This is a genomic window from Sphingomonas sp. (genome assembly GCF_036677245.1).
In the GTDB taxonomy this organism is placed as follows: Bacteria; Pseudomonadota; Alphaproteobacteria; order Sphingomonadales; family Sphingomonadaceae; genus Allosphingosinicella.
In genome coordinates, this window is sequence record NZ_JAKFCG010000031.1 from 1 (window position 1) to 26369 (window position 26369).

Annotated in this window: 26 protein-coding genes and 1 tRNA gene; 17 read left to right on the plus strand and 10 right to left on the minus strand. The window is 65.5% G+C overall.

What is annotated here, in order from left to right; genetic code table 11:
* On the plus strand, nucleotides 1-994 hold a 994-nt coding region (locus V6M48_RS02860), incomplete at its 5' end, for a phospholipase D-like domain-containing protein (protein ID WP_332811015.1).
* 7 nt (nucleotides 995-1001) lie between these two features.
* On the opposite strand, the gene V6M48_RS02865 is transcribed toward V6M48_RS02860, so the two are convergent.
* From V6M48_RS02865 to V6M48_RS02895, 7 genes are all read right to left on the minus strand, one after another.
* Entirely contained in the window at nucleotides 1002-2447 is a 1446-nt protein-coding gene (locus V6M48_RS02865; protein WP_332811016.1) for a M48 family metalloprotease, read from the minus strand.
* Nucleotides 2444-4252: a DUF885 domain-containing protein gene (locus tag V6M48_RS02870; RefSeq protein WP_332811017.1), complete on the minus strand. Its 1809-nt coding sequence runs from the start codon at nucleotides 4250-4252 to the stop codon at nucleotides 2444-2446. The genes V6M48_RS02865 and V6M48_RS02870 overlap by 4 nt, the downstream gene beginning before the upstream one ends.
* 88 nt (nucleotides 4253-4340) lie before the next feature.
* Nucleotides 4341-5048, minus strand: coding sequence for a spermidine synthase (locus V6M48_RS02875; RefSeq protein WP_332811018.1), 708 nt, complete (start codon nucleotides 5046-5048; stop codon nucleotides 4341-4343).
* 137 nt (nucleotides 5049-5185) lie between these two features.
* Nucleotides 5186-6241 (minus strand): aldo/keto reductase, encoded by a 1056-nt coding sequence (locus V6M48_RS02880; RefSeq protein ID WP_332811019.1) that lies wholly within the window; start codon nucleotides 6239-6241, stop codon nucleotides 5186-5188.
* A 126-nt stretch (nucleotides 6242-6367) separates the two neighbouring features.
* Nucleotides 6368-7096, minus strand: a complete 729-nt coding sequence (locus tag V6M48_RS02885) for a Crp/Fnr family transcriptional regulator (protein WP_332811020.1) — start codon at nucleotides 7094-7096, stop codon at nucleotides 6368-6370.
* A gap of 3 nt (nucleotides 7097-7099) precedes the next feature.
* Nucleotides 7100-7426 (minus strand): DUF6894 family protein, encoded by a 327-nt coding sequence (locus tag V6M48_RS02890; protein WP_332811021.1) that lies wholly within the window; start codon nucleotides 7424-7426, stop codon nucleotides 7100-7102.
* A gap of 52 nt (nucleotides 7427-7478) precedes the next feature.
* Nucleotides 7479-8201, minus strand: coding sequence for an arylesterase (locus tag V6M48_RS02895; RefSeq protein ID WP_443019039.1), 723 nt, complete (start codon nucleotides 8199-8201; stop codon nucleotides 7479-7481).
* A 17-nt stretch (nucleotides 8202-8218) separates the two neighbouring features.
* Here V6M48_RS02895 and V6M48_RS02900 point away from each other — a divergent pair, with 17 nt between their 5' ends.
* Nucleotides 8219-8950, plus strand: a complete 732-nt coding sequence (locus V6M48_RS02900; protein WP_332811023.1) for an ABC transporter ATP-binding protein — start codon at nucleotides 8219-8221, stop codon at nucleotides 8948-8950.
* Nucleotides 8947-11484 carry an ABC transporter permease gene (locus V6M48_RS02905; RefSeq protein ID WP_332811024.1) on the plus strand — a complete coding sequence of 846 codons (2538 nt, stop codon included), beginning with the start codon at nucleotides 8947-8949 and terminating at the stop codon, nucleotides 11482-11484. The genes V6M48_RS02900 and V6M48_RS02905 overlap by 4 nt, the downstream gene beginning before the upstream one ends.
* Before the next feature lie 22 nt (nucleotides 11485-11506).
* Here V6M48_RS02905 and V6M48_RS02910 read toward each other — a convergent pair whose 3' ends face one another.
* A complete protein-coding gene (locus V6M48_RS02910) occupies nucleotides 11507-13021 on the minus strand; it encodes an amidase (RefSeq protein WP_332811025.1) in 1515 nt (504 codons plus the stop codon).
* Between the two features lie 217 nt (nucleotides 13022-13238).
* Between V6M48_RS02910 and nthA the strand changes: the two genes are divergently transcribed.
* Genes nthA through V6M48_RS02935 form a run of 5 tightly spaced genes read left to right on the plus strand, consistent with a single transcriptional unit; the run spans nucleotide 13239 to nucleotide 15584 of the window.
* Nucleotides 13239-13925 (plus strand): nitrile hydratase subunit alpha, encoded by a 687-nt coding sequence (gene nthA, locus V6M48_RS02915; RefSeq protein ID WP_332811026.1) that lies wholly within the window; start codon nucleotides 13239-13241, stop codon nucleotides 13923-13925.
* Nucleotides 13922-14230 carry a hypothetical protein gene (locus V6M48_RS02920; RefSeq protein ID WP_332811027.1) on the plus strand — a complete coding sequence of 103 codons (309 nt, stop codon included), beginning with the start codon at nucleotides 13922-13924 and terminating at the stop codon, nucleotides 14228-14230. The genes nthA and V6M48_RS02920 overlap by 4 nt, the downstream gene beginning before the upstream one ends.
* Nucleotides 14230-14625, plus strand: coding sequence for an SH3-like domain-containing protein (locus V6M48_RS02925; protein ID WP_332811028.1), 396 nt, complete (start codon nucleotides 14230-14232; stop codon nucleotides 14623-14625). Before V6M48_RS02920 ends, V6M48_RS02925 begins: the two co-directional genes overlap by 1 nt.
* Nucleotides 14626-14675: 50 nt before the next feature.
* A complete protein-coding gene (locus V6M48_RS02930) occupies nucleotides 14676-14981 on the plus strand; it encodes a nitrile hydratase accessory protein (RefSeq protein WP_443019040.1) in 306 nt (101 codons plus the stop codon).
* Nucleotides 14982-14993: 12 nt separating this feature from the next.
* The gene (locus V6M48_RS02935; protein WP_332811030.1) at nucleotides 14994-15584 is read left to right on the plus strand and encodes a DUF7676 family protein; all 591 of its coding nucleotides are present in this window, start codon (nucleotides 14994-14996) and stop codon (nucleotides 15582-15584) included.
* Between the two features lie 34 nt (nucleotides 15585-15618).
* Here the strand turns inward: V6M48_RS02935 and V6M48_RS02940 are convergent, their stop codons facing one another.
* Entirely contained in the window at nucleotides 15619-17415 is a 1797-nt protein-coding gene (locus V6M48_RS02940; RefSeq protein ID WP_332811031.1) for a DUF885 domain-containing protein, read from the minus strand.
* Between the two features lie 202 nt (nucleotides 17416-17617).
* Between V6M48_RS02940 and V6M48_RS02945 the strand changes: the two genes are divergently transcribed.
* The 4 genes from V6M48_RS02945 to V6M48_RS02960 all read left to right on the plus strand — a co-directional run bounded on the left by V6M48_RS02945 (nucleotide 17618) and on the right by V6M48_RS02960 (nucleotide 20731).
* The gene (locus V6M48_RS02945; protein ID WP_332811032.1) at nucleotides 17618-19297 is read left to right on the plus strand and encodes an MFS transporter; all 1680 of its coding nucleotides are present in this window, start codon (nucleotides 17618-17620) and stop codon (nucleotides 19295-19297) included.
* 160 nt (nucleotides 19298-19457) lie between these two features.
* Nucleotides 19458-19534 (plus strand) — tRNA-Arg (locus V6M48_RS02950).
* Nucleotides 19535-19682: 148 nt separating this feature from the next.
* Nucleotides 19683-20414 (plus strand): Crp/Fnr family transcriptional regulator, encoded by a 732-nt coding sequence (locus V6M48_RS02955; protein ID WP_332811033.1) that lies wholly within the window; start codon nucleotides 19683-19685, stop codon nucleotides 20412-20414.
* A 68-nt stretch (nucleotides 20415-20482) separates the two neighbouring features.
* Nucleotides 20483-20731 (plus strand): DUF6894 family protein, encoded by a 249-nt coding sequence (locus V6M48_RS02960; RefSeq protein WP_332811034.1) that lies wholly within the window; start codon nucleotides 20483-20485, stop codon nucleotides 20729-20731.
* Nucleotides 20732-20955: 224 nt separating this feature from the next.
* Here the strand turns inward: V6M48_RS02960 and V6M48_RS02965 are convergent, their stop codons facing one another.
* The gene (locus tag V6M48_RS02965) at nucleotides 20956-21357 is read right to left on the minus strand and encodes a hypothetical protein (protein WP_332811035.1); all 402 of its coding nucleotides are present in this window, start codon (nucleotides 21355-21357) and stop codon (nucleotides 20956-20958) included.
* Nucleotides 21358-21491: 134 nt separating this feature from the next.
* On the opposite strand from V6M48_RS02965, the gene V6M48_RS02970 reads away from it, so the two are divergent.
* The 5 genes from V6M48_RS02970 to V6M48_RS02990 all read left to right on the plus strand — a co-directional run bounded on the left by V6M48_RS02970 (nucleotide 21492) and on the right by V6M48_RS02990 (nucleotide 26331).
* Nucleotides 21492-22808 carry a phosphoribosylglycinamide synthetase C domain-containing protein gene (locus tag V6M48_RS02970; RefSeq protein ID WP_332811036.1) on the plus strand — a complete coding sequence of 439 codons (1317 nt, stop codon included), beginning with the start codon at nucleotides 21492-21494 and terminating at the stop codon, nucleotides 22806-22808.
* A 61-nt stretch (nucleotides 22809-22869) separates the two neighbouring features.
* Nucleotides 22870-24072 carry a glycosyltransferase family 87 protein gene (locus V6M48_RS02975; protein ID WP_332811037.1) on the plus strand — a complete coding sequence of 401 codons (1203 nt, stop codon included), beginning with the start codon at nucleotides 22870-22872 and terminating at the stop codon, nucleotides 24070-24072.
* Between the two features lie 83 nt (nucleotides 24073-24155).
* The gene (locus tag V6M48_RS02980) at nucleotides 24156-24881 is read left to right on the plus strand and encodes an NYN domain-containing protein (RefSeq protein WP_332811038.1); all 726 of its coding nucleotides are present in this window, start codon (nucleotides 24156-24158) and stop codon (nucleotides 24879-24881) included.
* Between the two features lie 531 nt (nucleotides 24882-25412).
* Nucleotides 25413-25850, plus strand: coding sequence for a VOC family protein (locus V6M48_RS02985; protein WP_332811039.1), 438 nt, complete (start codon nucleotides 25413-25415; stop codon nucleotides 25848-25850).
* Between the two features lie 112 nt (nucleotides 25851-25962).
* Nucleotides 25963-26331 (plus strand): hypothetical protein, encoded by a 369-nt coding sequence (locus tag V6M48_RS02990; RefSeq protein WP_332811040.1) that lies wholly within the window; start codon nucleotides 25963-25965, stop codon nucleotides 26329-26331.
* Nucleotides 26332-26369: the final 38 nt, after the last annotated feature.

Genomic DNA, 26369 nt, shown 5'->3' on the forward strand with positions numbered 1-26369 from the left:
CCGTTGGGACACACGCGCGCACCGCGACGACGATCCGCAGCGGATCGACCCCAACGGCAAGCCCTATGGCCCGTGGCACGATGCGACGACGGCGCTGACGGGGCCGGCCGCAGCCGCACTCGGAGCGCTCGCGCGCGACCGCTGGAAATGCGCGACCGGCGAGCAGCTCGCGCCGGTCGAGGCCGAGCGCGACTGCTGGCCAAAGGGGCTGGTTCCAGCATTCGAGAATATAGACGTCGCGATCGCGCGCACCCGGCCGGACTATGGCGACGAGCAGGAAGTGCATGAGATCGAGACCCTCTATCTCGACCTGATCGCCCGCGCCCGCCGGAGCATCTACGCCGAGAGCCAATATTTCGCGTCGCGCAAGCTGGCCGAAGCGCTCGCGGCACGGCTCGCGGAGCAGGACGGACCGGAGATCGTGCTGATCAATCCCGAGCAGGCCGACGGCTGGCTTGAGCAGGAGGCGATGGACACCGCGCGGGCGCGCCTCCACGAGGCCTTGCGCCGTGTCGACACCAACGGGCGCTTTCGCATCTATCATCCGTTCACCGTCGCCGGCGTGCCAATCTACGTCCACGCGAAGATCATGGTGATCGACGATCAGGTGCTGCGCGTCGGATCATCCAATTGGAATAACCGATCGCTCAGGCTCGATACGGAATGCGACATCGTCGTCGACGCTTCGCGCTCGGCCGATGGCGACGAAACGGCGGCGACGATCACCACGCTGCGCAACGGGCTGATCGCCGAGCATCTCGACATCGAACCGGAGACGATCGCAGCGACGTTCGCGGAAACGGGATCGCTGATCGCGACGATCGACCGGCTCGCGGGACCGGGACGATCATTGCGCGATTATCGCACGCCCGACCTGGCAGCGGTCGAGAAGTTCCTCGCCGACAATGAGGTGCTCGATCCGGAAGGGCCGGACGAGATGTTCGAGCCGATCGGCCGCCGCAGCCTGTTCCGCAGGCTCCGCAAGCCCCGCTGAAGGCTGCTCAACGACCCACGACGATCTTGACCCGCTCGCCGGCGCGCACCGGCGCATCGGCGGAACGACCGTTGAGCATCAGAAAATGGGCCAGCTTGTGATCGGTCGCCATGCGCGCAGCGAGCGACGCGGCGGTGTCGCGCGCGCCGGCCGCGACGACGTCGATGATGCGCGGACGCAGGGCTGCCGCTTGCTGAGGAGAGAGCAGGCGGAACGACCGGAACAGCTCGGTAATCGCCACATCGGCCGCTTCGGTGGGCGGCGAGATCATGATGAAATGATGCGCGCGCCCATCGCCACCGTCATAGGCGGCGATCGAGAGCTCGATCGCCCCGGCCTCCGTCGCGGCGCGAACCGCCACGATGATCGCCGGAACCCCGTTGACCAAGCTCCTCGTGGGCGGGCCGACCTCGGCAGTGGCGCCCTGGAGTAGCCGAGCGACGAGCGCGCTCACATAGGCCTCAAGGCCATCCGCCGGCAGCCTGCCCCCACCGAACTCGCCTCTCACCCCATCGGGTCCTTCGATCAGGATCGCCGCGGGACTGTTGGTGAGCGTGAAGCCGGGGGGCGCGGTGAAGGCGATGCGAAGCATGGGATGGGCAAAGTTCCGGCCGACGACAAACCCCTGCTCGGGATCATCGCCGTAAAGGAGGCCATCGACTGTATCGAGATAGGGGGCCTTGTTCTCGGGCAGAGCGTCTTGGGCAAGGCCGGTGGCGGCTGCAGTTTCGCGCGCCCGCTCGATCCTGTTCTCCGTGAGCGGATGGGTGCGCGACCATTCGGGGATGCTGCTTGCCTCGTCACGGCCGCTGGTTTGCGCAAGGAAGCGCTCGTTGCGAGCCAAGGCGCCGAACATATCGGCGGCGGCATAGGGATCGTAGCCAGCCTTCGCCATGGTGGCGATGCCGAGATCATCGGCTTCATATTCCTGCTTGCGCGAATAGCGCAACGTGAACAGCGCGGCTGCACGTCCGGCGATGCGGGTGAGATTTTCAGAGCCGGTCACCAAGCCGACCGCATAGACGCCGAGGCTGCGCCACAGCGACCGCTTTTGCTGCCGCTCGCTATGGTCGGCGACGATATGGCCGGCCTCATGCGCCAGAATCGAGGCAAGCTCGGCCTCGGTGTTGACGATCCCGAGCAGCCCGCGGGTGACGTAGATGTAGCAGCCAGGGACCGCAAAGGCGTTGACCACGTCGGTGTTGACCAAGGTGAACGTGCATTGCCGCGGCAGCCCCGCAGCGGCGGCGACCCGCTCGCCGAGCGCGGCGACGTAGGTCGCTTCGTCGCCCTCGTAGCTGCCGCCGAATTCGCCGAGGATCTGCGGGTGCTGCTCAGCCCCGAGCTGGCGCTCCCAATCCTCGATATGCGGCGTGTAGCTCTTGCTTCCCCCGCCGCCGCAGCTGCCGAGCAGCAGCAGGAATGGCGAGAGAATATGAGCCTTCAGCCTCACCGGGTTTTTTCCGCTTCGATCCAGTCATCGATCTTGGCTTCCAGGACCTGCATCGGCAGCGCCCCGGACATCAGCACCTGAGCGTGGAACGCGCGGGGATCGAATTTCGGACCGAGCTCGCGCTCCGCCTTGGCGCGGAGGCGGCGGATGGTCAGTTGACCGACCTTGTAGGCGAGCGCTTGGCTCGGAATGGCGATGTAGCGCTCGACCTCGGCAGTGGCGTCGGTGCGGCCCATCGCCGAATTGGCGAGCATATAGGCGATCGCCTGGTCGCGGCTCCAGCCTTTGGCGTGGATGCCGGTATCGACCACCAGCCGCATCGCTCGCAGGATCTCGTCGTTGAGGTGGCCGTAGCGCTGATAGGGGTCGGTAAACAGGCCAAGTGCGGGACCGAGGCTCTCGGCATAGAGCGCCCAGCCTTCGGAGAAGGCGGTGTTGCCGCCGAACCGCTGAAACGCGGGCAGAGCCTCATTCTCCTGAGCCAGGCTGATCTGGAAGTGATGGCCCGGTATGGCTTCGTGAAGGAACAAGGTCTCGAATCCCCAGGTGAAGCGCGTGGGGAGATCGTAGCTGTTGTAATAGAAAACGCCGGGGCGGCTGCCGTCCGGGGTGCCGGGCTGATAGGAGCCGCCCGCCTCGGTCTTCTCCTTATAGGCGGGGACCGGCCGGATCTCGAGCGGCGACTTGGGGATGGCCGCGAATTCCCGGGGCACCGCTGCGCGCACTTTTTCGTCGATGGCGAGAAAGGCATCGCGCATCGCATCGGCCGACGCCGGCGCGAATTTGGGATCGCTGCTCATCGAGGCGAAGAATTCCGGCAGGGTCCCCTTGAAGCCGATATCCTCCTTCACTCTTTCCATCTCGCGGTGGATGCGGCCGACTTCCGCAAGCCCCAGCGTGTGGATCGCCTCGGGGGTCATGTCGGTCGTGGTGGTGCTTGCCACCAGATAGGCATAAAGCGCCGGCCCGCCGGGCATCGCGCCGAGGCCGACGCTCTCGCGGGCCTGCGGCAGATACTCGTTGGTGATGAAATCGCGCAGCCGGGCATGCGCCGGAAGCAGTCGGTCCCGGATGAACGATGCATAAGCTGCTGTGAAGCGCGCGCGATCGGCGGTGGCGATCGAGGGGGGGAATTTGGTCACCGGCTTGTAGAAGGTCGAGCCGGTCACGCCTTCGCCAACAAGCGCGTCGAGCTGGCCGACGACGTTGGTCATCACCAGCTTCGGATTGGTGATCCCCTGCGCCAGACCTTGCCGCATCCGCACGATCGCGTGATCGAGATAGGTGACGTAGCCTGCAAGGCGCGAGAGATTGTCGCGGTAATCGGCGATCGTGTTGAACGGCGCCACGCCGTCTCCCGACGCGAGGTCGGGGACGAAGGTCTGCATGCCGGCGAAATGATCGATCGGCCGCACGACCGTCGCGCGCAGCAGCGCCGGCTCATAGCTCTTGAGATCGAGGGTGCGCTGGAACTTGAAGACATCGTAGCTGATGCGTTCCTCGCGCCCCAGCGCGTTGCGATCGATGCGGGCAAGCGCGGCGAGATCGGCGATCGCAGCCTGCTTCTCGGCCGCGAAATAGGCGTCGTTGATAAAATCGCCGAATTGCGACGCGTAGCGCATGTCTCCACGGAACAACGCCTGGAGCGGGTTGCGCTTGAGCATCGCCTCGTCGCTCGCCGCGAACAGGGCACGCAGCCGCGCGGCTTGTGTCTGCGCGTTCGTCGTCAAGGCGGTCGAAGGAGGCTGCGCGAGCGCGGGTGCAGAGGCGAGCAGCAGCAAGGCGAGGAAAGACAGACTTCTCATGGACGAACTTTCGGCGGGTGCGGCTCACTAATCGTCGCTCGATCGGCCGGGAAGGAAAATGTCGGCCGACATGGCGCGTTAGGGCTGTTCAACGCAGGACCCGCTGAACCGTGCCGCGCGTCCGGCCAGGCTTTGTCGCCAGCCAGATGATGTGGTGCGCGCCGCGTCCCTGGCGCGCGCGCGTCTTGACCTCCTCGACGGCAAAGCCCGCGCGGCGGAGGCGCTCCGCAAAACGCGGGTCCGGGTAGGCCGACCAGATCGCCAGGATACCGCCCGGGCGCAGCGCCGATCGTGCGGCGTCGAGACCCTTGGCAGCATAGAGCCAATCGTTGGCCTTGCGGGTGAGCGCGTCGGGACCATTATCGACGTCGAGCAGGATGGCATCATAATCCTGGTGGGCGCTGCGGATCATGGCGCCGACGTCGTCCTCGACGATCGTGACCCGTGGATCGGCGAGGCTATCGCCGAACAGAGGCGCCAGCGGGCCGCGCGCCCAGGCGACCACCGCCGGCACCAGCTCGGCAACGACCAAAGCGGCGCCCTTGCCGGCCTGCGCAAGCGCAGCGCGAAGCGTGAAGCCCATGCCGAGCCCACCGATCAGGAGCTTGGGCGCGGGTCGTGCCGCGAGGCGCGCGCAGGTCAGGGTGGCAAGCGCCTCCTCTGATCCGCTCATGCGGCTGTTCATCAGCTCGATCCGCCCGAGCATGATCGAGAAGTCCGTACTATGCCGGAGCAGGCGAATTTCGCCGCCGCCGTCAGGCATTTCGGCGGTCGCGACGAGCACGCGCGGTATCATTCGACCTCCCGGTTCGACTCAATCCCGGTTTGATTGAACCGGGATTGAGTCTGTTTCTTTGTTATCCGTGATTTCCGAGTCGTCAGGTGATTTCACCTGACTTGAAATCACTATGCGGAGCGGGCGCGCGACCGCGGCTATCGGCCGAGCCGCGGCGCGGCCTGATCGAGCTGTGTGCGGCGATATTCACCCTGGCGATCGAACATCCAGCCGGGATATTCGGGCGGAAGGCGGCTGACGTCGTCGAGCTGCTTCATTTCATCGGCGCTAAGGCTGACCGATGCAGCGGCGATATTGTCGGCGAGCTGGTCTTCGCGCCGGGCGCCGATGATCACGCTGGTCACCACCGGCCGGTGCAGCAGCCATGCGATCGCGATCTGCGCGACCGAGACGCCGCGCGCTTCGGCGAGTGGGCGCATGGCGTCGATCACGGCAAGGCCGCGATCCTGATCGACGGGGGGAAAGGCGAAGCCGGCGCGGCGGCCATCCGCGCCAGTCTTGCCATCGCTGCCATATTTGCCGGACAGCAGCCCGCCGGCGAGCGGGCTCCAGACCAGCAGGCCAAGCTCCTCCGATTGCAGCATCGGCACCAGCTCGCGCTCCAGGTCGCGGCCGGCGATGGTGTAATAAGCCTGCAGCGACACGAAGCGGGCGAGGTCGAGCCGCTCCGAGATGCCGAGCGCCTTGGTGATTTGCCATGCCGCCCAGTTGGAAATGCCGATGTAGCGCACGTGACCGTGGGCAACGAGCGTGTCGAGCGCATGCAGCGTCTCCTCGATCGGCGTCGCGGGATCGAAGCCATGGATCTGGTAGAGATCGATATGCTCGAGCTGCATCCGCTTCAGGCTTGCCTTGGCCGCCTCCATGATATGGTAACGCGATGCGCCGCGGCTGTTCACGCCCTCGCCGGTCTGGCCGAACACCTTCGTTGCCACCACGACCTCGTCGCGCCCGAGGCCGAGATTCTTGAGCGCCTGTCCGGTGATCTGCTCGGAAAGGCCGTTGGAATAGACATCGGCCGTGTCGATGAAGTTGATGCCGGCGTCGAAGGCGCGGCGAATGAGATCGTCCGCCTCCTGCTGCTGGACCGCGCCGATATGCTCCCAAATGCCTTCGCCACCGCCAAAGGTCATGGCGCCAAGGCAGAGCTCCGAGACGAACAGGCCGGTCTGGCCGAGCTTGTTGTAACGCATGGGACCCTCGCTGATGTTAGCCGTGGATGGTGCATGGCGGGCTGTATGAGGTGAGGGCGGGGCTGCCAACGCATGAATCGGAGATATCTGTGCCCGGCTAGCGGATGACGCCGAGGGCGATCAGCGTCAATGGACGAGCGCATCGACCGGACGCGGCGGACCGCCGCCGTCCTGGAAATGAAGATAGAATGGGTCGAATTCCCCGACTTCGACCAACTGCTCCCAGTCGACGAGCGCGCCTGCACGCAGGATCATCAAGGTCCGCTTGACCTGGATCGGAGTCAGGCCGAGCGTGTCCCCCAGGTCCTCGTGCGTGATCGGAAGCGGGCAGTGATTGTCCGCGACCAGCCCTGCCGCCCGCGCCCTGGTCACGACCTCGCAGAACAGATGCGCCATCCGGGCATGGGCGAGCATCTGGCTGTTGCGCATCAGCCAGGCGCGGAAGATCGACGCCTGGACGAGCGTCTCGTGCCATAGAGATCCGACCAGGCTTGGCCGGGCGGCCATCATCGCGAACAGTTCGGAATGGGGGACAAGGCCGATCTGCGAGCGTGTCAGCGCGCCAAGACTGTTGTCCATCACCCCGATGTGGAGCGTCTCGAGGCTCGGCGTATCGGTGGGCAGATAGAAGGAGTGGATCTGGCGAATGCCCTGCGGGCCCGAGGTATAGCGATGGAGCAGCCCGCTGAGCACGACGACGACGTGAGTTGGACGATCGCCGATCTGGAGAATGTCCTCGCCACGCTCGACCCAGCGGATTTCGCCGTCGATCCTCAGCAGCGCCTCTCGATCCTCTTCCGACAGATCACCGATCAGGCTGAGGTGCCGGACAAAGACTTCACCGATTGCCGTCACGCATCATTCCTTGATTTCAAAGGCATCGCGAAACGGCAGCGCGAGCAGGATCGTGCCGTCCTCTCCGGCGATCTCGATCCTGCCGCTGAGGTCGATGCACCCCTTGAGGATCTCATCGCTCAGGATCGAGCGGGCGCCGCGAACGGCTTCGTCCCTCGCGGCCTCGATATTGGCTAGCTCCAGACCTTCGTCATCGGGAGCGACGAGCATGCCGTCATAGACGTGGAAGTAGAAGAGCGGCATCGATCGACTCTTGAGGAACCCGGCACGCAGGCGCAATAACATGGGTTCAATCAAACGCTCGCTCAGCGCGGGTTCGCCTGCAGCCAAGCCAGCACGTTGTTGGGTGCGCTGTCACTTCGTCAGCAGACGTCTCGCCGGTTCAGGTACGGAGCTGCTTCGCGACCATCGGCGCCACGCGCGTGACGATCGCATCGACGCCGGCGGCATTGGGGTGGATGCGGTCAGGCAGCATCAGCGCCGGCGATCCGATCACGTCGGCGAGAAAGAACGGATAGAGCTCGGCACCATATTCCTTCGCCAGATCCGGGTAGATGGCATTGAAGCGTGCGCCATAGTCGCGGCCCATGTTCGGCGCAGCGACCATGCCGGTCAGCATGATCGGGATGCCGCGGCGCCGCAGCTCGGAGAGAATGGCGGAAAGATTGTCGCGCGCCACCTGCGGATCGAGCCCGCGCAGCATGTCGTTGGCGCCGAGCCCGACGATCGCGAGATCGGGCTTGCGGGGAAGGCCATCCAAAGTGAAGGCCAGGCGTTGCAGTCCGGACGCAGTGGTATCACCCGAGACACCGGCATTGTGGACGCTCGCGACGATCCCTTGCGCGGCGAGCGCCTGTTCGAGATCGTGCGGAAAGCTTTCGTCCTGCCTCAGCGCATAGCCGGCGTAGAGGCTGTCGCCGAAGGCAAGCACCAATTTCTCGTCGCGCGCCTCGGGGGAGGCGGCTTCCTGGCGGATGGTCGCCGCCGTGCTGCCGGTTTGATCCCGGGACGCAGTGTCCGCCGAACCGCCGCCGGAACATGCAGCAGCAGCCAAATGGACAGGAAGCAGCAACGCCGCGTAATGGGGGGTCTTGCCGCTCATCAAAAGGCCCTTCTCCCGCAATGCATGGGAAATCCAGTTCGCGCGATATCGGTATCAGCGCCCGCAATGTCACCCTGTCGCTCGGCGCCAAAGGCGCGGCAACCGAGATATTGAAGGGGATCGATCTCGACATCCCCGGCGGCGAGAGTCTCGCCATCCTCGGACCTTCGGGTTCGGGCAAATCCTCGCTGATGGCGATCCTGGCCGGGCTTGAGCGCGCCACCTCCGGCGAAGTCTCGGTGGCGGGGGTCGATTACGGCCCGTTGGACGAGGATGCCCTGGCGCGTGCCCGCCGCGGAACGATCGGCATCGTGCTGCAGAGCTTTCATCTCCTGCCGACGATGACGGCACTCGAGAATGTCGCGGTTCCGCTCGAGCTTGCCGGGCGCGGCGATGCGTTCGCGGCGGCGGAGGCGGAGCTTTGCGCGGTCGGTCTCGGCGATCGGTTGAGCCATTATCCGGCGCAGCTGTCGGGCGGCGAGCAGCAGCGGGTTGCGATCGCCCGCGCGGTAGCGCCGGGCCCGGAGATCATCTTCGCGGACGAGCCGACCGGCAACCTCGATGGGCAGACCGGCAGCCTCATCATCGACCTGCTGTTCGAACGGCAGCGTGCAAACGGTGCGACCCTGGTGATCATCACCCACGATCCGATGCTGGCTCAGCGGTGCGACCGGATCGCCCGGATGCGCGACGGCCGCATCGTCTCGGATGAGCGTGTCGTGGAGCAGCCGGGGGCGGATCAGGCGCAGTGACCCCACTCGGCTGGAAGGGATGCTGGAGAATAGCACGCCGCGACCTCAATCCCCGGCTGCGGGGTTTGCGGCTGCTGTTCATCTGCCTGTTCCTCGGGGTTGCGACCCTGGCGGCGATCGGCAGCCTGACCGCAGCGATCACCGGGGCGCTCGCCGAGCAGGGCCAGGAGCTGCTCGGGGGCGACGTCGAAGTGGGCATTGCCCAACGCGAGGCGACCCCCGAAGAGAAGCATGTTCTCGACAGGCTCGGGCGGGTCAGCGCCACAATCAGGATGCGGGCGATGGCGCATCGCGTCGAGCCCACTCCCTCCGGCACGTCGAACGGGCCGGCGGCTTTGCTGTCCGAGATCAAAGGCGTCGATCGCGCTTATCCGCTTTACGGCAGCCTCGTCTCACGCCGGGGCGCGAGCGTCCGCGAGTTGGGCCCATCCGATATATTCATCGACGAGGCGCTGGCCGGGCGGCTCGCGCTGCGGATCGGCGACAGGCTGCGCTACGGCGAGGCGATGTTCCGTGTCCGCGACTTGATCGTCAAGGAACCCGACCGGGTCGGCGAAGGCTTTACCCTGGGTTCGGTGGCGATCGTCTCGCTCGAGGGTTTGCGCCGAACGCAGCTGATCCAGCCGGGCAGCCTGTTCGAAAGCAAATATCGGATCGCGCTGCCGCCCGGCGCCGATGCCGGCGGGGTCGCCAAGGCCTTGACCAAGCGCTTCAGCTCGGCGGGTTGGGACGTGAAGGATCGCGACCGCGCCGCGCCGGGCGCGAACCGCTTTTTCGAACGGATGGGCCAATTCCTGTCGCTGATCGGGCTCGTCGCATTGATCGTCGCCGGGATCGGCGTCGGCAACGGCGTGTCCTCCTATCTCGGGCTCAAGCGCGGCGGGATTGCGACGCTCAAGGTCCTCGGCGCGGCCTCAGGCGACATCGAACGCATCTACATGCTGCAGATCGGCGCCGTGGCAGCGGCGGCGATCGCTTGCGGGCTCGGCGTCGGGGCGCTGCTGCCCGCCGGCCTGATCGCGCTCACCGGCGACCTGCTGCCGGTGGAAGCGCGCGCAGGCTTTCATCCGGCTCCGCTGGCGGCGAGCGCGGCTTATGGGTTGCTGATCGTGCTGATCTTCACCCTGCCGGCGCTGGCCCGCGCGCGGATCCTCCCGGCGGCGGCGCTGTTCCGTACGACCGTCGAGCGGCGTTCGGCAATCGACCGTCGTGGCTGGCTGATCATGATCGTGTCGGCGCTCGCGGTCCTGCTGCTCGCGGTGCTGACGGCGCGGCAGCCGCTGTTCGCGCTTGCGGTGCTCGGCGCGGCCGGCGCCGTGCTCCTGCTGCTGATGCTGATCGGCTGGGCGGTCAAGCGGCTCGCGGCGAGACTGCCGCGGCCACGCCGGCCCTTGCTTCGGCTGGTCCTCGCCAATTTCCATCGCCCGGGCGCGCAGACCGTGCCGCTGGTCATCGCGCTCGGGCTCGGCCTGACTTTGTTCGTCACCTTGACCGCGATCCAGACCAGTCTCGATTCCGAAATCAGCCGCAGCGTCCCCAAGCGCGCCCCGAACCAGTTCGTGCTCGACATCCCGATGGGCGAGCAGGCGAAATTCGAGGCACTCGTCCGCGCGCACGCGCCCGAAGCGCGTCTCAACCTGGTGCCGTCGCTGCGCGGCTTGATCATAGCTTACGGTCGCCAGCGGGTCGCCGATCTCGAGGAGATCCCGCAAGGTGCGTGGTTCCTGCGCGGGGAGCGCGGGCTGACCTACAGCGACCGGCTGCCCGAGGGTAGCGAGCTCGTCGCCGGCCAATGGTGGCCCGAGGATTATTCAGGCCCGCCGCTCGTCTCGCTCGACGAGGAGGCCGCCAAGATCATGGCAATCGGCGTCGGCGATACGCTGACCGTCAGCGTGCTCGGGCGCGAGATGGAGGCTCGGGTCGCTTCGCTGCGGCGGATCAACTGGGACACGCTCGGCTTCAACTATATCATGGTGTTCTCGCCGAACGCGTTGCGCAGCGCGCCGCACAACCTCACCTCGACGATCACCATCGATGCGGCGCACGCACCGGCGGTGGCGCGCGCGCTGCTCGCCGCCTTTCCGTCGATCTCAGTGATCGAGGTCGGCGAGTTGATCGGGCAGGTGCGGACGTTGCTCGATCAGATGGCGGTCGCGATCGGCCTTGCAGGCTCGGTCACGATCCTTGCCGGAATTGCGGTGCTGATCGGGGCGATCGCCGCGGCGCGGCAGGCGCGCAGCTACGACAGCGTGATCCTCAAGACCTTGGGCGCGACCCGCGCCCAGATCCTTGCCGCGCAAGGGCTGGAATATGCCCTGCTGACGGCGATGCTGGCGCTGGTGGCGCTAGCGCTCGGCAGCGCCGCCGGCTGGTACGTCATCGTCGAGCTGTTCGAGTTCGGCTGGGCACCCGATTGGCCGATGGTGCTTGCGACGCTCGCCGTCGGCGGTCTGATTACGCTTGGGATCGGCCTTGCCGGATCGATTCCGATCATCTCGGTTCGTCCGGCGGCGGCGCTGCGCCAGCTCGAATAGTCGTGAGGCTTGCGCGCGGTCGCTATTTCTTGCCCGCCCCGGCCTGCTCGAAGGCATGCGCCGCGCGATAGATCGTCGACTCCTGCCAATGCTTGCCGATCAGCATCAGGCCGACCGGCAGCCCATCGCTGAACCCGCAGGGGATGGAGATGGCCGGGTGGCCGGTGACATCGAACGGCGAGGTATTGCCGATCATGTCGAGCGCGGGGATGGCTATCTCGGTGATGCCGGCATCGGGCGGCGGCACCTTCGATGCCTTGTGCGGCACGGTCGGCATCAGCAGCAGATCGTATCGCGCCAGCGCCGCATCGTAGCCGGCGGCGATGCGACGCGCGACGTTCTGGGCCTTGGCATAATGCTGGCCGCGATGCCTGTTGAGCACATATTGGCCCATCAGCATCACCACCTTGAGACTTGGGGAGAGCTCGTCGGCATGGTCGCGCCAGCCGTCGTGCGCGCGCATCAGGCTTGGCAGATACACGCCCTTCCAGTTGAAGCCGAAGCCGTTGCCGTGCATCATCTGCATCAACGCGCCTTCGTGGGCGATCGCGCTCCACACCGCCTGGCCCGGTCCGCCATGCACCGGCACCGAGACCTCCTCGACCTTGGCGCCCATCTTCTTGAACAGCGCCGCGCCCTTGCGCACCAGATCGTTGACGTCGGATTCGGCGTTCGGCAGCAGGAAGCCTTCCTTGACAACGCCGATCCGCATGCCCTCGACATTGCCGCCGAGCGCCTTGGTGTAATTGTCGACCTTGACGCCGATCTGCCGCGGATCGAGCCCGTCGGGGCCGGCAAGCACTTCCAGAAAAAGCGCGTTGTCGGCGACGTTCGCCGTGATTGGCCCGGTATGATCGATCGTCGCCTCGATCGGCATCAGCCCGGTATAGGGCACCAGCCCGAACGTCGGCTTCATGCCGACCACGCCGCAATAAGCGGCGGGGATGCGGATCGAGCCGGCCTGATCGCCGCCGATCGCCATGTCGACGTCGCCGGCCGCGACCAGCGCCGCGCTGCCCGACGACGATCCGCCGGCCATGTATCCGGCCTTGACCGGATTGGCGACGACGCCGGTGGAATTGGTGTGGCTGCCGCCGGAAAAGCAGAACAGCTCGCAATGCGCCTTGCCGAGGATCACGCCACCTTCGTCGAGGATGCGCTCGACGATCGTCGCGTCGATCTCCGGCACATAGCCTTGCAGGGTCGAGGAGCCGTTCATCATCGGCACGCCGGCGACGCAGACATTGTCCTTGATGGCGAAGGTCCTGCCCTTGAGCTTGCCGCTCTTGGCGCCGCGGATCTCTGATTTGTAATACCAGCCGTTGTGCGGATTCTCTTCGGGCGACGGCCGATAGCCCGGTGTGCGCGGGTATTTCACGCGCGGCAGTTCGTCCGGCATATGCTCGAGCAGGTCGTAGGCGGCGATCGTCGGCGCCATCAGCCCGAGATATTCCTCGAGCTGCGCCGGCGACAAGTGCAGGCCGAGTTGCTCGGCCACGCCGGCCAGTTCATCGACAGTAGGCTGGTTGACCCTCATTCTGATCCTCCGTGCTCGTATCGACCGGAGCGCGGACCGATCGGGCGTCTGCTGGAACGGGATCGCGCCTCCGCCTGCACCGACGGGAGGTCGGAGCGTCCGAGTTCTTATCGGAGCCGTTACGATGCCGCAATGCGGGGAGACTCGTCTTCCCTTTGATTGACGCTAACGCCTTGCGTGACTAACCTTCGACAGAGGCGCGAGAGCAGGTAAGCACATGACGCACGACGATCATGAAGATCACGATCATGGCAGGCGCGATCACGGAGGGCACGACCACGCCTATGACGGCCACCACGATCGTCACAATGCGCCGCCTTCGGACGCGGCGCTGCGGGTCAAGGCGATCGAATCGCTGCTGACGGAGAAGGGGTTGATCGTCCCCGAGGCGCTCGATGCCATCATCGAAATCTACGAGAACAAGGTCGGCCCGCGCAACGGAGCCCGGGTCGTGGCCCGGGCCTGGAGCGACCCGGCCTACCGCCAGCGCCTGCTGGAGAACAGCACCGCAGCGATCGCCGAACTCGGCTACGGCGGCGTGCAGGGCGAGGACATGGTCGTGGTGGAAAACACGCCCGACATCCACAACATGGTCGTGTGCACTTTGTGCTCATGCTATCCGTGGCCAACGCTCGGCCTGCCGCCGAATTGGTACAAGTCCGCGCCCTACCGGTCGCGCTCGGTGATCGACCCGCGCGGCGTGCTCAAGGAGTTCGGGATCGAAGTTCCCGAAACCACCGAGGTCCGGGTGTGGGACAGCAACGCCGAGCTGCGCTACTTCGTGCTGCCGATGCGGCCCGCGGGCAGCGAGGGCTTCGACGAGGAACAGCTCGCCGAGCTGGTGACACGCGACTCGATGATCGGCACCGGCCTGCCGAAAGTGCCTGCCGAGCACGCGCGGTGAACAGCATTCACGACATGGGCGGCATGCATGGCTGGGGCCCGATCGTACCCGACGAGGACGAGCGCTATTTCCCCGAAGGCTGGCAGGCACGTGTCTTCGGCCTGTTCTTCGGCGGTTTTGCGGGCGGGCATTTCAACATCGACATGCTTCGCCACGAAATCGAGAAGATGCCTGCGCACGAGTATCTCGCCACCTCCTATTACGAACATTGGCTGCACGCGATGGAAGCCCTGTTCATTGCCGACGGCACCTTGACCCGCGAGCAGATCGAGCAGCGAATGGCCGAACTGAAGGGGGCGCATTGATGCCTCTGCTCGTCCCGGAGATGGTAGGGCCGATGCTGAGCACCGGCCTTTCCTCGCGCCGGCCGGACGCGATCGCACCGCGGTTCAAGGCGGGTGATGCGGTGCTGGCGCGGAACGTCCACCCGGTCGGTCACACGCGCCTGCCGCGCTATATCCGCGGCAAACGCGGCGTCATCCACGCCGATCACGGCGTATTCGCCTTTCCGGACGCCGCCGCGCATGGCCAGGGGCACAAGGCGCAGCACGTCTACAGCGTCTGCTTCGAAGCGCGCGAGCTGTGGGGAGAGCAGGCGTCGGCGCGCGACACCGTCTATATCGATCTGTTCGACGACTATATCGAACCCGATCCCGCCGCGGCGAGAGCGGCGGCGGCGGGGCCGAGCCGAGGCCGGTGACCTCGGCCGTACCCCCGATCGAGTCGATCCCGCGCGATGGCGAAGGCCCGGTGTTCCGCGAGCCGTGGGAGGCGCAGGCGTTCGCGCTGGTCGTGCAGCTGCATCAACGTGGCCTGTTCACCTGGAAGGAATGGGCGGACACGCTGAGCGCGGAAATCCGCGCGGTGGGAGAGCGCGGTGAGGCCGATACAGGTTCTGATTATTATCATCACTGGCTCGCCGCGCTGGAACGGCTGCTCGCGGCCAAGCAGCTGACCGACGCGGCGCAGCTTGGCGCGCGCCGCGAACAGCTTCTGGCGGAGTGGCCAAGCGGGCACGATCATGTCGCGCGGCGGGAACCGGTGAGGGTGGCCTGACACGAGCGACGAGTGGCGCCGGAGAATGCGCGGGTGAGGGGGGCTTGGATGCGAACGGTCGACGAGGAAGGCATGGGCTCGCTGGAAATCTTTCCGCTGCCCACCGAGGAGCCGGCATTGCGCGCGCTGCTCACCGACCTGTTCAGCGAACATTGGCAGGCCATTCGCTTCGGCACGTTGATCCAGGGCGCGGTGTTCGAGATCGCCGCGCCGAACGCGCCCGAGAAGATCTCGATGATGGACGGCTACATGACCGTGGATTTCGGCGCCTGGCACTTTCATCTGTGCATCGGCGAGCATCGCGGCAGCGAGGGCCATCCGGTGTCGCCCGCGCTCGCCCGGCACCGCCGGACGTCGCGTGCGGAACTGTATCGCATCGTCAATGGCGGTGCGCCGTCGTCGTGGGGGCTGCGGCTGTTCAACGGCGCGGGCGAGCAGCAATTGACGGTGATGTTGCCCAACCCGTTCCTCTCGGAGGAATCAGGCCTGCTCGACGTACCCGACTGGACGCAGCTCGCGCTCTGGGACCGGTTGCGCAGCCGCTATCTGGACCTCGAAAGCGACCCGCGCGACCGCAGCGCGAAGGCCTTCGTACACCCCTGAGAGTCGCCCACAAGGCACGCCCCAGTGGCGCCGCTCACTCGATCGGTTCGCCGAGCATCAGCGCGCGGACGAAGCGGACCGGCGGCGAGCCGTGGCTGAGCAATTCGTCGTTATAAGCCTTGAGATCGAACGATGCGCCGCGCCGGCGCCTCGCCTCCTCACGCAGCTCGATATGCTCCGAATAGCCGACGAAATAGGAGGGGAGCTGGGTCGAGCCGAGGGTGGCCCGCGTCCATTTGCCGGCCGCTTCACGCTCCTGCTGGAACCCCATCCGCGTCATCAGCTCCATCGCCTGCTCGCGGGTCATGCCCTCGGTGTGGATGGCGATGTCGATCAACGAGTTGGTGATCGAGCGGAGCCGCATCTTGAGAACCGTGAGGCGGAACAGAGGGTCGCCGTCGAGATAGCCGGCGTCGGCCATCATCCCCTCGGCGTAGACGGCCCAGCCTTCGACGAAAGTGCCCGACGAAAGCACCGCGCGCAGCAGTGAGCGGTTCTGGTTGGAATGGGCGATCTGCACGAAATGACCTGGCATCGCTTCGTGGATGCTGAGATCGTGGATCATGTAGAGATTGTATTCGCGCAGGAACGAGGTGACCTGCTCGGCGGTCCAGTCCTCCGGCAGCGGCGAGACCATGTAAAAGGTGTCGAGATGGCGCTCGAGGGGGCCGGGGCTGTCGCAATAAGCGACCGCCACGCCGCGCATATATTCGGGCACGGGGATGATCTTGACTGGCGTCGCCGGAAGCGTGATCAGGCCTGCTTTCGCCACGAATGCGGTGGCCTGGGCCAGCGTGTCTGTCGCGGCCGCCATCACCCCATCGCGGGACGGACGCTTGGCGTAGCTGAGCTCGAGCGCCGCTTCGATCGCCTTTTGCTGTTGCTCGGCGGTCGGCGAAGCGGGAAGCGCGGGAGCGCCGGCACGCCCAGCGAGGATCTGCCGCGCGAGCGCATACATTTGGGCGCGCGTATCGACGAGCGCGCGATTGGCGCGCTGCTTGATCTCGGCGCGCCCAAGCGGCGAGACCAGCGCGAAGCGAAGCTTGGTATCGTACAGCGCCGGTCCGAGCCGGAAATCGCCCTTGGCACCGGGCACCAGCACCTTGTCGAGCCAGATCTGGTGCTCGGCGACAGCTGCCTTGAGGGTGGCGAAGGCCGTGTCGAAGCGGCCGCGGTCTTCCGGCGACAGAAGATCGCGGTGGGGGATCAGCATCTCCTGCACGATCGAGACGAGGCCCGCATTCTGCTTCGCGACGGTGGTCGCGTAGATCGGCGGGACGCGGGCGGGGACCAGATTGGCGCGCGCCTGCGCGAGCAGCGCCGGGATTGCGGCCATGCGCGCGGTCGCGGATTTGAGGCGCACCTCCCACGGCGCGAAATCGCGCGCGGCCAGGCTGTAGAGCGATGTGCCAGCCGTATCATTGTAGATCTGCGCGTCCCACGCCCAGTTCTGCAACGTCTCGTCGGTCCACAGCGCGTAGCGCAGATTGTTGTCGAGCAGAGCGGCATCGACCTGATTGTCACGGCCGAGCGAGCGGCGGTCGATGCGGCCAAGCTCGGCCAATGTCTCCCTCAAGAAGGCGTTGGTGCGCGCGCGTCCAGCGGCGGACATGTCGGTGACCCTGTCGTCATAGCGGTGATCACCGAGCCCGGTCGCATAGGAGGGGTTGAGGCGCGTCAGTCCGTCGAGATAGCGTTTCGCCAAATCGGCGAAGGCAAGATCGGCAGGCTGCGGGCTCACCGGTGCGACGGCAGCTTGGCGGGTGGCGGCGCAGCCACCAAGCGGCGACAGAGCGGAGGCAAGGCACAGGGCGACGACAAATTTCCGCATTCCAAACACTCCTGCCGGCCGCGAGCATTATGTCCGCGCCGCACCAGGCGTGCAAGGCAGCCCGCACTGCCATGCGGCGGCCTGCAAGGGCTTGCCGCCGCGCTTGTTTTTCGATTGGCCCGGCAGCAAGCTTGACACTAGGGAGAGGCTGAGGCCGACAGGCCATAAGGCGAGGGACACATATGGAAGCCACCACCGCGCCATGACAGAAGCTTCCAAGAGCGGTGCCGGCAAGACGGGAATGACCGCGCCCTTACACAATCCCCTCTATCGCAATATCTGGCTGGCGAGCCTGCTTTCGAACCACGGTTTAATGATCCAGGGCGTTGGCGCGGCGTGGGCGATGACCGAGCTCACCACCAACGCAAGCATGGTCGCGCTGGTTCAGACCGCCACCACCTTGCCGATCCTGCTGCTCGCAATGCCGGCCGGTGCGATCGCGGACATGTACGACCGGCGGGGCGTTTCGATCGTCGCGCTTCTGCTCTCGATCACCGGGGTCAGCATCCTCTTCGGGCTTGCGCTGACGGGGCAGATCTCGGCCTGGGCGCTGCTCGCCTTCTCGTTCCTGATCGGCAGCGGCACGGCCATCTTCTGGCCGACCTGGCAGTCGTCGGTGAGCGATTATGTTCCCGTCGAGCTGCTGCCCTCGGCCGTCGCGCTCAACAGCATCAGCTTCAACGTGGCGCGCAGCTTTGGACCGGCGGTCGGCGGGGTGATCGTCGCTGCGGCCAATGCCGTCGCGGCGTTCGGAACCGGGCTATTGCTCTACTTCCCGATGCTCATCGTCCTGCTGCGCTCCAAGCGCACGGCCGAACCGGCGCGGCTGCCGCCCGAGCGGCTGAGCCGGGCCGTCATCTCGGGCATACGCTATGTGTTCCACTCGCCGCCGATCCGCACCGTGATCGTCCGCGCGTTCGTGCTGGGCCTGATGGGAGGGTCGGTGCTCGCGCTGTTGCCGCTGATCTCGCGCGACCTGCTCGGCGGGGATGCCAAGACGTTCGGATTCCAGCTCGGATCGTTCGGGATGGGCGCGGTGGTCGGCGCCTTCAATGTCGCGCGGGTCAGGAATCGCTTCGGCTTCGAAGGCACATTGCGCTCTTCGGTCGCGGTGATGGCGTTCGCGGTCGCGGGGGCAGCGATCAGCCGTAACGAGCTGCTGACGGCAGTGTGCATCTTCCTCACCGGCGTCGGCTGGATGCTTTCCACCACGACGTTCAACGTCGCGATTCAGATCTCGGTACCACGCTGGGTGGCGGGACGCTCGATCGCGTCCTTCCAGGCAAGCGTATCGGGCGGCATCGCCCTGGGCAGCTGGGGGTGGGGCGTGCTTGCCGAAGCGACCAGCGTCGAGACCGCACTGCTGGTCTCCGCCGCGGGCATATTTGCCGGAGGGGTCCTCGGATTGTGGATGCGTGTGGCCGACGCGGCGAAAACCTATGCCGAGGAATCGGAGGTGCCACCCGACCCGGAGGTCAAGCTGGCGCTGACCAGCCGCAGCGGACCGATCGTCATCGAGCTCGAGTATCGCGTGCCGGCGGAAGAGGCGCGCGCCTTTTACCGGCTGATGCTCGAAGTGCAGCGCAGCCGGCAGCGCAACGGCGCCTACGGCTGGTCGCTCGCGCGCGACGTCGCCGATCCGGAGCTGTGGATCGAGCGTTATCATTGCCCGACCTGGCTCGATTTCCTGCGCCAGCGCAGCCGCCCGACGCAGGCGGAGCGGCTGCTCCATCAGCAGGCCATGGCTTATCATCGCGGCGAGGAACCAGTGCGCGTGCGCCGCATGCTCGAGCGGCCATTCGGTTCGGTACGGTGGAACGAGGAAACCCGCGATCGCGGCGCCGCCGATATCCTGCCGCTGTCGCCGCAAGGCGGCAATTAGGGCAAGCCGCGATCAAGTTGAATCGCAGCCTGCCCTTTAATTGTTTGATGCCGCATTGCTTCTTGCAAAAAGCCGGTACCCACCTTTTCGCGCAATGCTCTAGGCCTGCCTGACGCGTGGCGCTGGAAATGGCCTCGCTGATCGCGCTAAAGAGGGGCGGCCGCCCCTAGCTCAACCGGATAGAGTGCTGGGCTTCGAACCCAGAGGTTGCAGGTTCGAGTCCTGCGGGGCGGGCCATCCGCTCTAGACAGTCATCGACGCTTTGCCGACGGCGGCGCTCCTAGCCGACCCCCGTCGATGACTCGAGTGCGGAACGGTCCACGACCAAAGGCGTTAATTCGTGAAACCGCCGTAACGGAAACGGCAAAGCATCAAGAGGAGAAACATGCCAGCGAGTGATGGCAATCTGCTCGAACCACTGGTCAGTAAATTAAGCAAGCTCGCGGAGCTGAGCGAGACAGGCCGAGCAGCAATTCTCTCCCTACCCTATACGACGGAGGACGTTCGGGCAGGACGTTACCTGATCCGCGAAGGCAGCAGCCCCGACCGTTGTTGCCTGTTGCTTCGCGGCTTTGCCTGCCGCAGCAAAATGTCTGCGAACGGCGGCCGGCAGATCGTCTCCTTCCATCTTCCAGGGGACCTTCTCGACGTGCAGCATTTGCTGCTCCGCGTCGCCGACCATAATGTCGAGACGATCACCGACGTGACGGTCGCGTGGATCGCCAAGGACGACCTCAGCCGGCTTGCCTTCGAGCATCCGGATATCGGCCGCGCGCTGTGGCGCGACACCTTGATCGACGCGTCAATCTTTCGCGAGTGGGTCCTTAATGTCGGGCGGCGCGACGCGAAGGTGCGGATCGCCCATATGCTGTGCGAATTCGCCGCGCGATGCGTGGCGGCGGGGCTCGGAAGCGCCGAACGCTTCGAATTGCCGATGACCCAGGAACAGATTGGCGATGCCACCGGCCTCACCCCGGTGCACGTCAACCGCATGTTGCGCGTGCTTGGCGAGGATGGCGTGATCGCCCGCGCCGGCAGAACGATCAAGATCGCCGACTGGGAGCGGATGCGACAGGTCGCCGATTTCGATGCGACTTATCTTCATGCCGCCGCCTGAGCAGAGGCCGACGCGGGGCAATTCATAAAGCCGGATCTTTTTCAGCCAAACAGCGAGCGCCGACTGTCATGCCACGTTACTTCTTCCACCTGTATGACGACATTGTTCTGCACGACGAGGAAGGCATCGAACTGCCCGATATCGCGGCGGCCAGGGACGAGGCCGTGAGAGCGGCAAGGGAGATGGCGTGCCAGGAAGTGCAGAACGGGAAGTTGTCGCTGCATCATCGCATCGAGGTGGAGGACGAGCAGAACCGCCCGGTACTGACCTTGCCGTTCAAAGCGGCGTTCGCCGTCGAGGACAAGAGCGCCGGGTGAGGGCGCGTGGAGGTGGCGGACAGATGAAGTCAGTGCAGGTGCACGGCGCCCGAGGAAATGACGAGCATGAAGCCGACGAAGATCGCGGCCATCCAGGTCGAGTGCGCCCGAACGCGTTCTGAGGTCATCGGCTATTCCTACGACTCAGGTGAGTCTCACCAATAAGCCGTGGCCGGAGAGGGGGCATTAAGAAAGGTTAATGGAGCAGGCGCCTGGCGCAATAATCACGGCAGGTCGCTGAATTCCCGATAGCGAACCGTCAGTTCCTCGCCGACGCGGATCACCCGGCGCGCAAAGAAATTGAGCTCCGCATCCACCGTGACGTTCGGATCGTCGCCGGGCGCGGGCTCGTTGAGATACCAGCCCGGCGTCAGATTGTGGAAGTTGACCGGGCAGCCGATCCTGTCGCCCCGCGAGATGCCGAAATCGCGGTAGAAAGCGCGCTCGGCCTCGCTCAAACCGGCATCGTCGAGTGCGGCCTTGTCGACCCACACCAGCTCGACGCGATCGTTGGCGAAGATGTTGGTGCCTTCGCCGATTTCCCTGATCGCAAGGACGCCGATGCCATGGACGCGCGACAGGCCGAGCCGGACATAGACATGATGGTGCGGCAGCTCTGAAGTCATCGTGATCGGCTCCGTCGTCGGCGACAGGTCTTGAACGCGCGGCAAAATTAAGTCGCCGCGCGTGGCGCTTCGGGATAACGTTCGGCGCAGACAATGAAAGCCGCCTTTGCCGTTCCGATGAGACGATCGCGCTGATGCGCTTTCTAGGCGTGACCGAAACCTGCGATCTTGCCGCACTTTATCTTCGTCTTGCCCAAGCGGGACATGAGGTGAAGGTCTCGATCAGCGAGCCGCTCGCCAAAGGCACGCTCGCCGGGCTGGTTGCGCGCGCGGCGGGAGACTGGCGCGCCGAACTCGATTGGGTGCGGGAGGCCGGCGAAGAGGGAATCATCCTGTTCGAAGCCGTCTCCGAAGGTTTCGGAGCGCTGCAGGATGCGCTGCGACGCGACGGCTATCATGTGATCGGCGGCAGCGGGTTCGGCGACCGGCTCGAGAATGATCGCGCTTATGCGCAGATGCTGCTGGGGGAGCTCGGCTTTCCGACTGCCCATGCCCAGGAGTTCTCCGATCCTGCCGCCGCCGATGCTTTCGTGCGCGCTCGGCCGGCGCGCTACGTGCTGAAGTTCAACGGCGGATCGGGAACCACCTTCGTCGGCCAGCATCGCGACGGGCGCGATATTCGGGCAATGATCGCCGCGCGGCTCCGCCGACGAGAGGGCGAGCAGGAGGGCGAGACGCCGCGGTTCATCCTGATGGAGCATATCGACGGCATCGAAATGGGCGTCGGCGCCTATTTCGACGGCACAAGCTTTCTCACGCCGGCGTGCCTCGACTGGGAGCATAAAAGGTTCTTCGCGGGCGACATGGGCGAAATGACCGGCGAGATGGGCACGGTCGCGACCTTCGATCGCAGCGGCAGCTTTTTCGAGCGGACTCTGAAGCTGATCGAGCCCCAGCTGCGCGAGGCGCGCCACGTCGGCTACGTCAACCTCAACACCATTGTGAACGAGGCGGGGATCTGGCCGCTCGAGTTCACCACCCGCTTCGGCTATCCCGGCTATGCGGTGCTCGACCCGCTGCAGCAAACCGGCTGGGCCGAGCTGTTCGGGATGATGGCGAGGCCACGCCGGGAGAATTGCTTCGTCGCTCGCGGCGGCTATTCGGTCGGGATCGTGCTGACGACGCCGCCTTTCCCTTATTCGCGCAAGGAGGTCGACGAGCCTGTCGGGCTCCCGATCCTGTTCGACGAGATGGACGACGAGGACTGGCGCCATCTGCATTACGGCGAGGTCGGGCTGGACGGCGACCAACTCGTCACCAGCGGGCTTTACGGCTGGACGATGGTCGTGACGGGACTGGGCGCAACGATAGAGGAGGCGCAGGCGGAGGCTTATCGTCGCGCACGCCAAATCTCGATCCCCAATGCGAGATACAGGCTCGACATTGGGGCCCGCCTGATCGACCACGATTATGAACAGCTTGTACGGATGGGCTTTCTGGACCCTGCTTAATTCGATGCCCGCGGCTGGGCGGTGGGCGCTGGTTGTTTCGCGGCGGTTGGGGGCAAGCTGCATGACCATATCATTCGACGACCGCGGCAGGGCGATGGCGTTCAAGACGCTGACGATCCTGCTGATGCTGATGGCGGCCGTGTCGGTGGCGCGCGGCTGCAGGAGCGCGTTGGTCCCGTCCGGAAGCTTGGACCTGGGAGTCTCGCTCAAATCCGCGCAGCAGCTGCAGCGCGAAAATCCCTACCAACGTCATTTGTCGGGCAGGGCAGCGCAACCGGACTCGCCGCACGAGCGGCTCAATCCATTCCAGGCGCAGCCGGTGCAGGTTCCATCGGCGCTGATGCTGCTCTGGCCGTACAGCTTTCTACCGTGGCCCTGGGCGAAGCTTGCGTGGTTGATTTCAAACCTCGCGTTCACCGCTGGACTGCTCGTCCTGGCCTTCCGGCGCTTCCTTCCGGGCCGCCCGCTGTGGGTCTATGCCGCCGTCGCAAGCCTGTTCGTGATGAGCGTGACCTGGCGGAACCTGGTGGGGAACGGCCAGCATCTGCTCGCCGGCCTGTTCTTCCTGGTCGTAGCGATCGAGCTGGCGGACAGGGATCGGAGGGTGCTCGCCGGCATCGCGCTGGCGTGCGCGCTGCTCAAATACAGCGTCATTTTCTTCCTGCTCCCCTATTTCGTCCTCAAGCGGCAATGGGCCCCGGTCGCGATCGCCTTTGGCGCGCATGGCCTGATGACCGCTGCGATCGCGCTGCGGCTGGGCGAGGATCCAGTCTCGCTGGTCGGCCAATCGCTACGCGTCGCAGCGGATCTGCGCGCGGCAGGCTATCTCGACCTGTTCGCGCTGTTGAATGGGTTTGGCGCGCCGGCGGCGGCGGCCCCTGTGGCGGCGCTGATCCTCTGGGCGGTGTCGCTGTGGCCCGCAATCAGGGGGCGTGCCGCCGACCGCGATCTCTATCTGGCGGGACTTTGCTTCGCCTCGACGGTGATCATCTATCACCGACCGTATGATTTCATCGTGCTGCTGGTGCCGTTGCTCGTCGCGATCCAGCGCTGGCAAATCTCGCGCCTGTTGTCCGCGCTCATCTTCCTCAACGTGCTTATGAGCTGGTTCCTATACCAGCCGGCCGCGACCTACACGCAGTGGCTCGAGGGTCGAAGCAGCGCTTATTATCATGCGGTCGCATTGCTCTGGTACGTGACCCTGGCAATGCTGCTCTACAAATCATTCGTCCGCGAGGGCGGCGTGCAGCGGACGCCGACATGAGAATTTCGCTTTCGACGCCTCCCGCTGATCCCACCCAGTCCGATTTCGGCTAGTGCTTGGCTCGCATCAGGAGAATCACGCTCATGTCGGACGGCGCCACGAACCTTTCAAAGAATATCGCGCTGCTGATCGATGCGGACAATGCCTCTCCCGAAAGCCTCGACCCGGTCCTGACCGTGCTCGCCGAGCTGGGCACGGTGAACATCCGCCGCGCCTATGGCAATTGGAGCAAACCGGCGCTCAAGGGGTGGGCGGGCATCGCCCACCGCTACGCGATCGAGCCGCAGCAGCAGTTCGACATCACCAAAGGCAAGAGCGCGACCGACATGCGCATGATCATCGATGCGATGGACATGCTGTTCCGCGGCCATGTCGACGGCTTCGGGATCATGTCGAGCGACAGCGATTTCATGCCGCTGGCGATGCGCATTCGCCAGGACGGGCTGCCGGTCTATGGCTTCGGCACGGCCAAGACGCCGGAAGCCTTCCGCCAAGCCTGCACGCGCTTCATCGACGTCAGCGCGCTCGCCAAGGCGGGTGAAGACGCCGCTTCGGAAGACCGCGCTTCGGGGCGTCAGGCCAAGATCGACGAGGAATTGCTCGACCTGCTCGGCGCGGCCTGGAAGGCCTCGAAGCGCGACGAGCGCGGCTTCGCGCGTCTTTCCGAGGTCGGCGAGCGCGCCGGCAATCGCTCGTCGTTCGACGCGCGCAACTACGGCTTCTCGCGACTTGCGGAGCTGATCGAAGCGCTGCCCAATTTCACTTCCGAAAAACGCGACGGCGCGACCTGGGTCAAGCGCGTCCGCTAGACTCAATCCCGGTTTGATTGAACCGGAATTGAGTCTAGTTCTCTTTGTTTTCCGTGATTTCCGAGTCGTCAGGTGATTCCACCTAACTTGAAATCACTATCAGGCGCCCCACCCGCGGCACCAGCCGACGATCAGGATGTACGCTCCGTCCCGACCAAAGGCGCTTGGTGCAAAGCGCGACCGGCCGACGCTCCTGTGTGCGCGGCGGGCTGCGCGCCCGAAGCCGGCGTCGATTTGAGGCGGGTCGCGGTGGAAAGATGCATTCCCACCGCCAGCAAAAGCGCCAAACAGGCCGACAGGATGCTCGGCACCCGCCCGCTCACCGCATAGTGCATCCAACGCTCCCTAATCGATGCCGTCCGCCTCCAGCGGATGGATATGCCTTAGGACATCGGAGGCTGCGTAGCCGGCCTTTGCGACCGGAGCCGCGTCCTGGGCGACGAAGCGGCGCCGCGGGGAAGCTCCTACTCCAAAATGGGCAACGCCTGGGATAAGGAGTAGAAAGCGCGTCGAGCGAACGGGAGGATGAAGATGAGCAGCGATCCTGACGACGGCTTCGGCGCGGCGGAGCAGCCGCCTCGGGTGCTCGGCGGGGCAGTGCCTTATCTCACCTTGTCGGACGCCGGCGCGGCGGCCGAATATTATAAGGAGGCGCTCGGCGCGGTGGAGGTCGACCGGCGGCCGGCGCAGGACGGCAAGCGGCTGCTTCATTGCCATCTCTACATCAACGGCGGTTCCGTGATGCTGTCCGATTTCTTCCCCGAATATGGCCATCCCGTCGAAAAGCCGCAGGCTTTCGTGATCCACCTCCAAGTCGAGGACGCCGACGAATATTGGGAGCGCGCGACGCGTGCGGGGATGGTGGTGGTAATGCCGCTTGGGCGGCAGTTCTGGGGCGACCGCTACGGACAGCTGCGCGACCTGTTCGGAGTGACCTGGTCGTTCGGCGCACCGGCCGGCGAGGCATAGGGACGCGTGCCATCCTGCTGTGCCATCCTGCTGTGATGGGGGCGCGAATCCGCTTCCCTCGCCGCCGCTCTTGGGGCATGTTCGTGGTTCCAAGCCGCATTGGGAGAGGACCATGCTTACGCTTGCACTCGCCGCCGCATTGGTGGCTGCACCCGACGCCGGGGCGGGGTCGCCCGGGCAACTTCGCAAAGATTTTGGCGCGTGCCTCAACAAGTTCGTCGAAGCGAGCGTGAAGGACCGGCTCGCACCCGACGCGTTCACGACCGCCGCCAAGGCGGCGTGCGCGACCAAGGAGGCAGCGTTCCGCAAGTCGATCGTCGACGCTGACCTTCGGATGAAGATCAAGCAGGCCGAAGCCGAAGAAAATGCGAACATGCAGGTCGAGGATTATGTGGTGAACGCCGCGGACAAATACGCCGGCTACGTCGCGGAAGCCCCGAAGCCCGCAGAGGCGCCCACGCTCGCCGAGGCGCCGAAATAGATTTTAGATCGACGCGGGCGGCGAGGGGTAAGCGCGCC